At 32.0% G+C, this 13096-nt stretch carries 9 protein-coding genes; 5 read left to right on the top strand and 4 right to left on the bottom strand.

Annotation, left to right across the window (positions count from 1 at the left end; all coding sequences use genetic code 11):
- Positions 1-30 precede the first annotated feature (30 nt).
- Positions 31-315: a hypothetical protein gene (locus MARIT_RS12445; RefSeq protein WP_100211675.1), complete on the top strand. Its 285-nt coding sequence runs from the start codon at positions 31-33 to the stop codon at positions 313-315.
- Positions 316-328: 13 nt separating this feature from the next.
- Here the strand turns inward: MARIT_RS12445 and MARIT_RS12440 are convergent, their stop codons facing one another.
- Genes MARIT_RS12440 through MARIT_RS12430 form a run of 3 tightly spaced genes read right to left on the bottom strand, consistent with a single transcriptional unit; the run spans position 329 to position 4292 of the window.
- Positions 329-1540: a BaiN/RdsA family NAD(P)/FAD-dependent oxidoreductase gene (locus MARIT_RS12440; protein ID WP_024741302.1), complete on the bottom strand. Its 1212-nt coding sequence runs from the start codon at positions 1538-1540 to the stop codon at positions 329-331.
- Positions 1541-1583: 43 nt separating this feature from the next.
- Positions 1584-2513 (bottom strand): GYDIA family GHMP kinase, encoded by a 930-nt coding sequence (locus MARIT_RS12435; protein WP_024741303.1) that lies wholly within the window; start codon positions 2511-2513, stop codon positions 1584-1586.
- 48 nt (positions 2514-2561) lie between these two features.
- Positions 2562-4292 carry a hydroxymethylglutaryl-CoA reductase, degradative gene (locus tag MARIT_RS12430; RefSeq protein ID WP_100211674.1) on the bottom strand — a complete coding sequence of 577 codons (1731 nt, stop codon included), beginning with the start codon at positions 4290-4292 and terminating at the stop codon, positions 2562-2564.
- 142 nt (positions 4293-4434) lie between these two features.
- Here MARIT_RS12430 and MARIT_RS12425 point away from each other — a divergent pair, with 142 nt between their 5' ends.
- From MARIT_RS12425 to MARIT_RS12410, 4 genes are all read left to right on the top strand, one after another.
- A complete protein-coding gene (locus MARIT_RS12425; RefSeq protein ID WP_100211673.1) occupies positions 4435-6627 on the top strand; it encodes a S9 family peptidase in 2193 nt (730 codons plus the stop codon).
- Positions 6628-6659: 32 nt separating this feature from the next.
- Positions 6660-8225, top strand: coding sequence for a peptide MFS transporter (locus MARIT_RS12420; RefSeq protein ID WP_100211672.1), 1566 nt, complete (start codon positions 6660-6662; stop codon positions 8223-8225).
- Positions 8226-8241: 16 nt separating this feature from the next.
- The gene (locus MARIT_RS12415; RefSeq protein WP_100211671.1) at positions 8242-10371 is read left to right on the top strand and encodes a peptide MFS transporter; all 2130 of its coding nucleotides are present in this window, start codon (positions 8242-8244) and stop codon (positions 10369-10371) included.
- Between the two features lie 117 nt (positions 10372-10488).
- Positions 10489-11004 (top strand): thioredoxin family protein, encoded by a 516-nt coding sequence (locus MARIT_RS12410; protein WP_024741308.1) that lies wholly within the window; start codon positions 10489-10491, stop codon positions 11002-11004.
- Between the two features lie 14 nt (positions 11005-11018).
- Here MARIT_RS12410 and MARIT_RS12405 read toward each other — a convergent pair whose 3' ends face one another.
- Positions 11019-13043: a ComEC/Rec2 family competence protein gene (locus tag MARIT_RS12405; protein ID WP_100211670.1), complete on the bottom strand. Its 2025-nt coding sequence runs from the start codon at positions 13041-13043 to the stop codon at positions 11019-11021.
- Between the last annotated feature and the right edge of the window lie 53 nt (positions 13044-13096).

The following is a 13096-nucleotide window of genomic DNA, read 5'->3' as shown; positions in this document are numbered from 1 at the left end:
TTTGTGTAAAAAAATAAAAAAATAAAAAAAATGTTTTTAATAAATATTTTAGCGAAGCCTAAAAAAGAAACCGAGCAATATGGAGAGGTGGTTGGTGCTTATGTAAGTCTATATATAGATTATAAAGATATTGAAGGAGCTATTCAATTGGCCAAATTTTATATTAAAGAAGAAGGATGGAAGGTTGTAAAGGTAGAGGAAGAATATTTTGTTTTAGATTCTTCAGAGGATGTGGAGGAGGATCAAGTAGCACTTTATAGAGAAGCATTGGAAGATGGTTATGCTATTATTTTTAACTGTTACGAAGAGGAATAATATCTAGGGTATTTTAGGTTTCCGCAAGTGCTTTAGCGCATATAAATCCTCCTGTCCAAGCATTTTGAAAATTAAATCCTCCAGTAACAGCATCAATATTTAAAACTTCGCCTACTAAGAAGAGGTTTTTATGGATTTTGCTTTCAAAACGTTTAAAGTTAATTTCTTTTAAGTTAACCCCTCCTGCAGTAACAAATTCTTCTTTAAAAGTAGTACGCCCATTTGCATCAAAAGTACCCTTGGTAAGTTGATTGGCTAGATTCTCTAATTGCGTTGTATTTAAATCGGCCCAGTTTTGCTTTTTCGTAATTGTAGCAGCGGTAGCGAGGCGTTCCCATAAGCGTTTAGGGATTTCTGCAAAAGGAGATCTTAGCAATACTGTTTTTCGAGGTTCTTTCTTTTTTAAACTTAAAAGTATATTTAAAATTTCGTTTGTAGTTCTTGATAACCAATTGATTTCTACAGTGTATTGATAGTTTTTGTCGGCTAATATTCTTGCACCAAAAGAAGATAGCTTTAAAATAGCTGGGCCACTCATTCCCCAATGTGTGATGAGTAGAGGTCCAGAAGAAATGAGGCTTGTTTCAGCTAATTTTACCGTAGCATTAGGAACTGAAATTCCTAATAAATCGGTGATTCTTTTGTCTTTAATGTTAAAGGTAAATAAGGACGGTACTGGATTTATGATAGTATGGTTTAATGTTGAGCAAAGTGTCCATATTTTTTTACTACTACCAGCGGCTATAACAAGTTTTTCTGCTCTAAATTGTTTATTTTTAGTGGTAACAATCCATTGTTCTCCTTGTTGATGAATAGCCGTTACTCCATGGTTTTTTAAAACGCTTATGCCAAGGTTATCGACAGCCTCTTGGAAGCAATCTATAATTTTTTGAGAAGTGTTTGCTTGCGGGAAAACTCGATTATCACATTCTATTTTTAATGGAACATTTTTGTTTTCAAACCATTCGAATGTATCACCTGTCATAAATTGATGGAAAGGACCCAATAGTTCTTTGGCTCCTCTTGGATAAAATTTTATAAGTTCTTTAGGTTCAAAACAAGCGTGGGTAACATTACAGCGACCTCCTCCAGAAATTTTTACTTTTTGTAAAACTTCTTTTCCTTTTTCAAGAATAATAATGTTTAAATTAGGATTATTTTCTTTAGCATTTATAGCGGTAAAAAAACCAGCAGCGCCACCACCAATTACAATAATTGTTTCCATTTTTATGAATGTTTTTTAACGTATATGTAAACCTTTTCAAGGCTTATAATACCATATTTGAATAAGGGATGATAGTATTGAATCCCTTTTTTTGAAAATATGAAGGGGTATCCTTATTTCCAATAGCAAGAATAAAATCACCTCCCCATGCCCCTAAGCTTTTGATAGCGCCAAAATAATCACCAAAGAGGTTCTTTTTTACAGGAGGAAGTTTGATAATACCGCTAATGATTTGTTCATGTTCAGTAATGACATAGCTCAAATCTTTTGATGAATTTGCTTTTACAAATGCTGTAGAAAGATTTGAAATAGTGGTAATTTCATATTTGATATCCTTTTTGTTTTTTTGGTATTGGGCAATTCCTTCTCTGCTATTTTGCTTCTTATTAAGATGTATGAAGAAAAGCTCTTCGGAAAAAGTAGGGTTAAAATTAACGTTATCAATAATTGGTTTTTGTGCTTCTAATTTGTAAAAAATAGGAGTATTATGTTGAGCACATGCAATATCATAACCACTTCCTGAAAAAGAATTCCGTAGTAAAGAAAACGGATTTATATTTGCCCAATGAGCAATATTATTAATTAAGGTAGAAGAGCTTCCTAGTCCCCAGTTTTGAGGAAAAGATAAATTTGTTTTTATAATGAATCCATTTTCAGTAGCTAAGAAGTTAGGGTTAAGGTTTTTTGCCTCTTGTAAGATATTTAATAGCGTTTCTGCAATAAGCTCAGAGCTCCCTTCCTTATCTGACTGATAAGTGCAACTTATTAAACGGAGCTTAGGAAGGTCAAAAATAGCTTCGAACCAGCAAATACCAGTATTTGTAAAACTTCCCCAAATAAGTTGCTTTTCCTTAATGGGTTGCACGGTTAAATCCTGACCAAGTTTTGTAGGTACTGCTAATGACTTTGCACCGTCTAAAATCACATATTCACCTGTGAGCAATAACTTTCCGTTTGAATAATATTTTTCCAATTCTTTGATGATGTTTTTCTTTTAGAGAAGAGTTGTATGAGATTGCGTTTATTGTAGTAAGTCAAATTGTTTAAAGTGATGTGTAAAATGTTTGGTATGAAACTTTGTCCATTCATCAAAATTTAAATCTCCAAAAAATGGATGATGCTCCTTTTTGCTAGTCTTAAAATGAGCAGTGAACTTTTGAATTTGATATATTAAATCGTTAATAGCAGCATCCATAGTATGAAATTTTACAGGGTAAGGCTCTTCTGATAAGCTGGGGGCTTTAAAACCAAGCTGAATTTCATTATTTGTATTTAGGAAGGGCTTTCTACGAGCTGATTTTTCATCAGAAATAAATTGCTCAGCACGTATTGTTCCATTAGAAATTTGTAACAATAAACTAAGGTGTTCAACCATTTGTTGCCCATTCATTTTACCAAACAAGGGAGGAGTGTTTGCGTTTAGTTTATTTAATTGAGAATACATCTCATTAGTATTTAAAAAATCTACCCAAGAAACTGTAGGTTTTCTCAATGAATTTAATTTTTCAATAACAGCGCTGTGTGAAACAGTTTTATCTTTAAAATAATGAAGAATAATTTCTTTTTCATCATTGGAAGCTTTGTATTGATTCAATATGTTCATTAAGTGCATTTTCATATGTCCGTGTTGAATTCCTTTGGTGGTTAAGGCTCTCAAAGCAGCAAAATTCTGAGCTAAACCAGCTGCGGCAATAATTTGCATTAAAGTTTGTGCAGATGGTTGCTGCATCATATCTAAAGATAATTTGGACATAGGGTGTAAAGTGGTTAATCCGCCAACAGTTCCTAGAGCCAAAGGAATTTCAATCCAAAACCTAAATACATCATTTTTTATTTCGCAATGTGTTAAACTTTTATAAGTCCCGCTTTTAGAAGCATAAGCATGAGCCCCAGCTTCAATAGCTCTAAAATCATTCCCTGTAGCCAATACAACAGCATCAATTCCATTCATGATTCCTTTATTATGAGTCACAGCTCGGTAAGGTTCAACTTCAGCAATTTGAACAGCTTGACAAAATTTTTCAGCAAATTGTTGAGGATTTTCTCCTCCTAGTTCCGCTACTTTACAACTTACCTCGGCTTTTACTAAACATTCAGGAACATAATTAGAAAGAATACTCATCACAATTTCTATACCGTCTTTTTGAAACTCTTTAGCTATTGTTTCTAAACAAGAGTTAATGAAATTAGCTCCCATACTATCTTTGGTTTCAAAAGTAACATGTAATTGATAGTAATTTTCAAGCTTATCAGTTTTTTTAACTAGTTGAATGTCTAAAATACCACCGCCTCTTTTTTCCATATTCTTTGTGATGGAAGCAGTAGCGGCATATAAAGCTGCTTTCCGAGTATTGAAATATGTTTCCAATGCAATAGGGTCTCCTGCATACATAAAATGAACTTGTCCAATTTTTGTAGTGGAAATCACTGTTGTTTTAAAACCGCCACGAGTGGACCAAAACTTCGCAACTAAAGAAGCTGCTGCAACAACAGAGCTCTCTTCAATGACCATAGGAATTACATACTCTTTACCATTAATGATAAAATTTGGAGCAATACCAAAAGGCATATAAAAATTAGAAATGGTATTTTCTATAAAATCGTCATGCAATTTTTGTAGCTTTTCATCTGCATTCCAATATTGTTTAAGGGTCTTTATTATTTCAGGTTGATCGTTAAAATAGTTGTTTGCTAACCAATTTATTTTTTCTTTTTTGGTAAGTTTTGAAAATCCAGATATAATTTTAGACATTTAAGTTGTTATTTTGAAAAGAGCAAAGATAATCAATCCTTATAAACAAGGCGGATTATTATATATTTCTACAATTTAACACCTGCTTTTTGCCGATTTTTCCGTAAACTTGGCAATCTTTTAGTCGAAACTATAAATTTTAATGAAAAAACTACTCATTTTAACAAGTTTAGCATTGTTTATATCCTGTAAACAAGGGAAGGAAACTACTCAAAGCAATTCAGCAACCACAAAAGACATTACATTAAAAGAAATTTGGGATGGTACATTTTCAGAAGAGAGGATGAATGCATTGAATTCTATGAATGGAAATTATTATTCGCTACTAAATTATGATCCAACTGAAAAATATACAACAGTTGATAAGTACAGTTATGAAACTTTGGAAAAAGTAGCGACAATTGTAGATAGCAGAAAATTAAAAGGATTGCCGAACTTTAGTTCATATCATTTTAATAATAATGAAACAAAACTAATTTTAGGAACTAATTTTAAGAAGGTGTATCGTCATTCTTTCAAAGGGACTTATTATGTATATGACATTGACTCTAAAAAACTATCTCTAATAGGAAAGAATATCCAAGAACCTACTTTTTCACCAGATAGCAAGAAGGTAGCTTATACTCAGAATAATAATTTGTTTATTAAAGATTTAAAAACAAATAAGATAACTCAGGTAACGAAAGATGGAAAGAATAATTTTATAATTAATGGAACGACGGATTGGGTATATGAAGAAGAATTTGCTTTTGTAAAAGCTTTTGGATGGAACAAAGAGAGTAACTATATCGCTTTTTTACGTTTTGATGAGCGCAATGTACCAGAATTTTCGATGGATGTATATGCTAAAACGTTATACCCTAACCAACAAGTCTTTAAATATCCTAAAGCAGGAGAGAAAAATGCAGTGGTGTCATTACATTTATTTAATGTGAAAACAGGACGAACTAGGCAAGTAAATGTAGGAGAGTATGAGTATATTCCTAGAATTCAATGGACAAATGACTCAAACGTATTATCTGTAACAACGCTAAATCGTCATCAAAACGATTTAAAGTTATATTTTGTGGATGCAGAGAATGGAAATGCCAAGGTCATTTTAAATGAAAAGGATGAAGCTTATGTAGATATTCAAGATAACTTAACTTTCTTAGAGGATCATAGTTTTATTTGGACAAGTGAAAAAGATGGGTTTAACCATATATATCATTATGATCATAAAGGGAAGTTAAAGAAGCAAGTCACTCAGGGAGATTGGGAGGTTACAAATTACTACGGTTTTGATAAAAATATAAATACAATTTATTATCAATCTGTAGAAAATGGCACTATTAATAGAAATGTATATAGTATTAAATTAGATGGTAGCAACAAAAAGCTGATTAGTAGAAAATATGGTACCAATAATGCTGCATTTAGTAAAAACAAAAATTACTTTATCAATACTTTTTCTGATGCTAATACACCAAGAATATATGCTTTGTATAAAGCAAATGGAGAGCTTGTAAAAATAATTAAAGAAAATAAAAAGCTACAAGAAAAAATAGCAGGATACAAGATAAGTCCAAAAGAATTTTCTACTATTGAGGTTAATGGAAACTCATTGAATATGTGGATGATAAAGCCTATTGATTTTGATGCGGGTAAAAGATATCCTTTATTGATGTTTCAATATTCAGGACCAGGATCTCAGCAAGTGCGAAATGTTTGGAATAACTCAAATGATTATTGGCATAACATGCTAGCTCAAAGAGGGTATATAGTAATTTGTGTAGATGGAAGAGGAACAGGTTTAAAGGGAAGAGATTTTAAGAAAGTTACTCAAAAAGAGCTTGGTAAATATGAAGTAGAAGATCAAATAGCAGTAGCCAAAAAAATGGCAGAACGCAGTTATATAGATCCTGAAAATATTGGTATCTGGGGGTGGTCTTATGGAGGTTTTATGAGTAGTAATTGTTTGCTAAAAGGAAATGATACTTTTACAATGGCAATAGCTGTTGCTCCAGTTACTTCATGGCGTTTTTATGATTCTGTATATACAGAGCGTTACATGCAAACACCACAAGAAAACGCAAGTGGTTATGATGATAATTCTCCTATCAATCATGTAGAAAAGCTAAAAGGAGATTACTTATTGATACATGGCACAGGAGATGATAATGTACATGTACAGAACGCTATGCAAATGGCCAATGCTTTAATAGTTGCAAATAAGCCATTTGATTTTTTTGTGTACCCAGACAAAGCACATGGTATTTATAAGGGAGAGCATACACGTTTACATTTATATACTAAAATGACAAAGTTTATTGAAAATCATTTAACAAAAAAATAAACGAACAACGACTAACTACTAAAACTAAGTATATGAACAATTTAAAAGGTGTTGGAAAAAGAAGGTTTTTAGGGCATCCGGTAGGGCTCTTTATCCTTTTTTTTACAGAAATGTGGGAACGTTTTTCTTTTTATGGAATGAAGGCTCTCTTGATATTTTACCTAACTAAATATCATCTGTTTTCTGATAGTACAGGAAACTTATTAATAGGAAGTTATGCAGCCTTGGTTTATGCTGTACCTGTAATAGGAGGTTTTATAGCGGATAAATATTTGGGATTTAGAAAAGCGATAGTTTTTGGAGGAGTTTTATTGGTCTTAGGTCATTTAGGAATGGCTTACGAAGGGAATGCTGCTACTCGATCAATAACAGGTGAAATCACAAGGGATGATGTTGCATTACAGGTGTTTTATTTTTCATTGGCGCTCATCATCTTAGGGGTTGGTTTTTTGAAGGCGAATATATCTTCTTTGGTAGGAGAACTTTATGAAATAGGAGATAAGAGGAGAGATTCAGGGTTTACCATTTTTTATATGGGTATTAATCTGGGATCATTTTTAGCAACCATTGTTTGTGTGTGGTTGGGAGAAAGATATGGTTGGAGTTATGGTTTTGGCGCGGCGGGAATTGGTATGACTTTAGGGCTAATAACTTTTATTGTAGGTAAAAGAAGTTTGATGGGTAAAGGAGAATCTAATAATCCAGAGTTCCTGAATAAATTAACTTTTGGAGTTAAAAATGAATGGTTAATTTATATGGGGAGCGTTTTATCAACTGTTGTTTTTTGGCAAATGGTTCAAAAACATGAGGCAGTATCAGTATCTCTCATGATAGCAGGAGCAGTGTCTTTTATTTATATAGTGTACTATGCAATAACGCAGTTGAATAGTAAAGCAAGGCAGCAATTGTTTGCTTTAACAATTTTAATTGTTTTTACAATTATTTTTTGGGCATTATTTGAACAAGCATATACTTCATTAAATTTATTTGCTGATAGAGTTTTAGATAGAGGACAAATAGCCGCAGGTACTTTCTTGAGTCTAAATGCATTTTTTATTATTGTATTAGCTCCTGTATTTGCATGGTTATGGGTAAAACTAGGAAAAAATAACCCTAATACAGCTGTAAAGTTTTCACTAGCATTGATATTTGTAGGGTTAGGCTTTGGTTCTTTAGTTTTAGGAATTAATGGCTCTGGATCAGCAAAAGTAGCTATGTATTGGTTAGTATTAACCTATTTTTTACATACTTGTGGAGAGTTATGTTTGTCCCCTGTAGGGCTTTCTGCGGTAACGAAACTTTCTCCACCTAAAATTGTAGGGTTTATGATGGGAGTTTGGTTTTTAGCCACAGCAAGTTCAGAGTTTATAGCATCTGTATTGGCAAATATAGCATCTATAGATACTTCTAATGGAACAGCATTAGACTTGAATGTGGCAAAAGAAAGTTATTTGCAATTATTTGAGTATTTATTTTATACAGGAATCAGTTTTGGAGTCGCATTATTAATATTATCTCCTTTTGTAAAGAAAATGATGCACGGCGTAGATATAGATGATAGTGGTGAGGACGAAATATTATTAGAAGAAAAACACTAAATTAATTATATAACTTATGAGTACAGATATAGAAAATTTATTTAAAGACAAAGTTTTAGGACACCCAGCGGGGTTGTTTGTACTGTTTTTTACAGAAATGTGGGAGCGTTTTTCATTTTATGGAATGCGTGTTTTGTTAATTAATTTTTTAACAATGGCCTTGGTAGGGTATAATCCAGGCTGGGAATGGACCGTAGAAAATGCAGGTGCTTTGTTTGGTACTTATGCAATGCTATTATACATTACGCCTATTATAGGAGGAATTATTGCTGATAAAATTACAGGATATCGTTGGGCGGTAATTATTGGAGCGGCGATAATGACGTTAGGGCACGTTTCTATGGCATTTGAAACAGAATTTTCTTTGTATCTAGGATTGGCATTGTTGGTAATTGGTACGGGTTTTTTTAAGCCGACTATGACTTCTATTATCTCAGAAATGTATAAAGAGAATCCAGAGAAGAAAGATGGAGCATACACCATTTATTATATGGGAGTGAATGCAGGTGCCTTTTTCGGAATGATGCTGTGTGGTTATTTGGCAGAAAAAGTAGGATGGGCATATGGATTTGGTTTAGCAGGGGTTTTTATGTTGCTAGGAACTTTACAATTTTGGCTAGCAGGAAGCTTATTTGGGAGTATTGGTGCAAAACCGTCAAAAGAGCATGTAGTGGAGGTGCCTCAGAATATAAATGAAGAATATCCTGAGAAAAGAACAGATGGTGGAGCTGAAGAGCCGCTAAATCCATTTACAACATTAGATAAAATTTTAATTATTATCTCATCTGTTATTGGTTTAGGATATGCATTTAATGATCCTTTATCGAAAATTGGAGGAATAGATATGTTTTCTGCTTTGGAAACTACTATAAAAGGGGTGAAATTAGAAGGGCAGTATATTGCTGTTTTATTTGCCTTAGCATTGTTCCTTTTCTTAGTTATTAGTAGAATTAGCCGTTATACAAAGGTTGTTAGAGATCGTATGGTTGCTTTTATAATTTTTGCTTTTTTTACAGTATTCTTTTGGTTATCTTTTGAACAAGGGGCCTCTTCTTTAGTAATTTTTGCTCGTGATAATGTAGATAGATTATTGAGTGGAACAGAAGCAACAATATTCAATATAGTGAATACATTACTTACGGTAGTTCCTTTAGTTATTATTACTTATGTTTTATATGTTTTATGGAAAAAGACATACAGTAAAATACCAGGTTCTAATGTTGTTTTAGTCATTTGCTTTTTGGGAATGTGGACAGTAGTTGGTTGGATGTTGAATAGAGATTTTAATACAACGGCTTATGATGTAATATTTCAAGCAATAGAAACTCCTGTTTTGGATGAGCAAGGGATGCATAAGAAAAATGAAGATGGAGTTTTACAATATAGTTATACAGCGATAACAACACAAACACAGTTAAATAACACAGATAAGGTTGTAGAAAGAACTACTTCTATAGCGGAACCTATTGCTTTGAAAGTAGGAGATAAGGTACATATTATTACCAAAAACAATGAAGGAACAGAATTTGGATACTTAGATGCAGAGCGTTTGCAATATGCAAAAGACAATGCTAAAAAATTAAGTAGGGATAATGGTATTGTAAACGCAACAGTATCAGAAATAAAAGAGAATGAGGTGGAAATAACAGTGTCTTGGTTTTCAATCTTGAATTCATTCTTTATCATTGCATTTGCTTCTATGTTTTCAAGATGGTGGGATTCTAAATACAATCCATCGGCAGCAATGAAGTACGCTTTAGGATTGATCATAATGGCTATTGGTTTTGGTTTATTAGCGTATGGTTCCTATGGAATGAAAGAAGGGGTGAAGGTAAGTATGATTTGGTTAGTGTTGGCATATTTATTTCATACTTTAGGAGAATTGTGCTTGTCGCCAGTAGGATTGTCTTATGTTTCTAAATTAGTGCCAGCACGTATGATTGCCTTTATGTTTGGTATGTGGTATCTAGCAATTGCTATAGGAAATAAGTTAGCAGCCGTTTTAGGAGGGCAAATTGAAAATATTACGAAACAATATGATCTATCTACCTTCTTTTTAATATTTACCATTGTTCCATTAGTAGCAGGAGTTTTAGTGTTTTTATTAAATCCTGTAATTAAAAAGTTAATGCACGGAGTGAAATAAAATTTAATAATATTAAATAAAATTAAAAAAATAAAAGCATCAATTCCGATGCTTTTATTTTTTGTAATTTTGGTACATTTATTGAGACGAAGAAATAAACGAGGTAATTTTACACATATGAAAAATATAATAATAGCACTACTCTTAATGGTAAGCACTACTGTAATTCAAGCTCAGGGAGTAAAATGGATGTCATTTGAAGAAGCAATAGCCCTAAGTAAGAAAGATCCTAAACCCGTGCTAATAGATATTTATACAAATTGGTGTGGATGGTGCAAAAAAATGGATAATACCACTTATCAAAATGAGGTAGTTATTAATTATATAAATGAAAATTATTATCCAGTAAAACTCAATGGAGAGGAAAAGAGAGAGATTGAATTTAAAGGGAAGGTGTTTAAATATAAAGGGCAAGGAAGAAGAGGATATCATGAATTAGCCGCTGCTATTATGAACGGGAAATTAAGTTATCCTTCCACTGCTTTTTTAAATGAAGAATTGCAATTACTTCAAAATGTATCAGGTTATTTGACAGAGAAACGTTTAGAAAAAATATTAGCTTTTTTTAATAATAAAACTTACAAAACTGTAAAATGGAAGGATTTCGATAAAAATTTTAAAAGTGAAATTTAAGTAGAAATTCTTTCCTAGTTCAATATAAAAGCACCATTTTCTCCTGTGTAGTGAAATGGTGTTTTCTTTTTTTTACAGCTAGATTCCCATAGCTTAATGTCGTTTTTATAGTTTGTTCCATCTGCAATTATTTTTATAGGTTGTAATTGCTCAATAAGTCTGTTTAAATTGATTTTAGGAGAGTACTGTAAAACAACAATAGGCTTGTGTAACTTTTTTAATGGGTAAATACCTAATCTATCTATCATCAAAATATTTTGGTTTTTGTATTGTAATATGGTTGGAATATAAGGGGTGTAGGTAGCAATGCTGCTTTCGTTGAGTAGATAAGGAGTAATGGTTTGTTGTAAATCGGTTTTAGAAGTACTGATATGATGATAAATACGCGTAATGCCATTTCTTTTAATACCAACGATGGCATTTTTGTTTTTGTGAAATACGATGAATCCTTGTTGGCGTATTTGTTTATATTTTTCAATAAATAAAAGGATTTGTAATAAGATAAAAGAAATGAGAAGCAGCTGGAAAAAGTATATTTTTTTTTGAGTGATAAATAGTATAGTGAAAAATAGAAGAAGATAGCAAAGGAGCATACAGGAAAAAGAAATCGTAATATTTGAGAAAATAAAGGTCTCTTGGATTGAGATATAGTAAATGAATTGATTCATTGATTGAAGGATACAGTCATATCCACTAATGATATATTGGGGTAATATTTCTAACATGCTTAAAAGGATGCTTAAAAAACCACAGGTCAGTATAATACCTAAAAAAGGAATAATCACAATATTGGAAAGTAGAAATAAGCTCGGAAATTGATAGAAATAATATAAACTAATGGGGAGTACAGCTGTTTGAGCAGCTATAGAAACTGTTGCTAATTGCCAGATTTTATTGAGAAAACTATTTGAGGGGTTCCATAATCTGTAAAGCAATGGTTGAATCCAAATAATCCCAAATACAGCTAAATAACTCAGTTGAAAGCCTATTTCGAATAGAAAAGTAGGTTGGATTAATAATAAAAAAAGCATAGAAGATACCAACGAGTATTCTATGGGGAGTGTTTTTTGAAAAGAGTTTCCAATAGCAATAAAAGAGAACATAGTCACTGCTCTAGCAACGGAAGGTGATAATCCAGTAATAAAGGCAAAAGCCCATAGAATAGTTACTATTAAAAAGCTTTTTAAAATACGCCCATTGCTTAAATATTCTAACGGTTTTAATAATTGGGAGAGTAGGAGTAGTATAATGCCAATATGTAGTCCGGAGATCGCTAAAATATGAATAGCCCCAGCTTTTGCGTAGTTTTCTAGCAATTCATTTGAAAGGTTTTTTCGCTCTCCTAATAATAAAGCATTAATTAAAGCGTATCCGTTTGGAGAGAAAGAAGCCTTTTTAAGTGAATGTTGAATTTTGTACCGAATAGAAGATGCAAATGAGATTAAGGAGAAGGAATAATTTTTAACAGGCTTCAGTTCCTTATAAGAGCTAATAACTTGATGTTGAATATTGCGTTTTGCTAAATATTTTTTATAGTTGAATTGATAAGGGTTGAGAGGTGGTGGAATTTTTTTTAAGAGAGGGTATAGGAGGAATGATTGTCCTGCTTTTAACAAGGGAGTTGCACTGTCTTTTTTTACTTTAAATAAGATGTTTCCTATTGTTTTAGTTTGATTTATTTGTAACACGCTTGCTTCGTATTGATAATAGTACTTATTTGATTTTAATACTTTACTGATATAAAAAACAGCGCTATTATTGATTAGGTAGTGATTGGTATAGTGATTTTTGTAATTCCTGTGGTCATGAATATAAACAATGCTCATGCCTATTAAGATGAAAATGCTAAAAGATAAAAAGCTAAAAGCTACTCGTTTTTTTAGTAAAAGACAGCCATACAAGGCAATTAAGATGATTCCTCCTGAGAAGAGTGTTTTGTAATAATTTAACAAGAGAAATTGAAAATTAAATTGGAGGTAGATACCTATGATAAGTCCAATTAAAAAGTGAAAAGGAAGATATTCTAGTAGTTTATTCATAGCCTTATAAATTTACAGTTATTTTTGTAAATAATGTAATAAAAAGCTATTTA

This window comes from Tenacibaculum maritimum NCIMB 2154 (assembly GCF_900119795.1).
In the GTDB taxonomy this organism is placed as follows: Bacteria; Bacteroidota; Bacteroidia; order Flavobacteriales; family Flavobacteriaceae; genus Polaribacter; species Polaribacter maritimus.
This window is presented reverse-complemented; position numbering and strand designations above follow the sequence as displayed.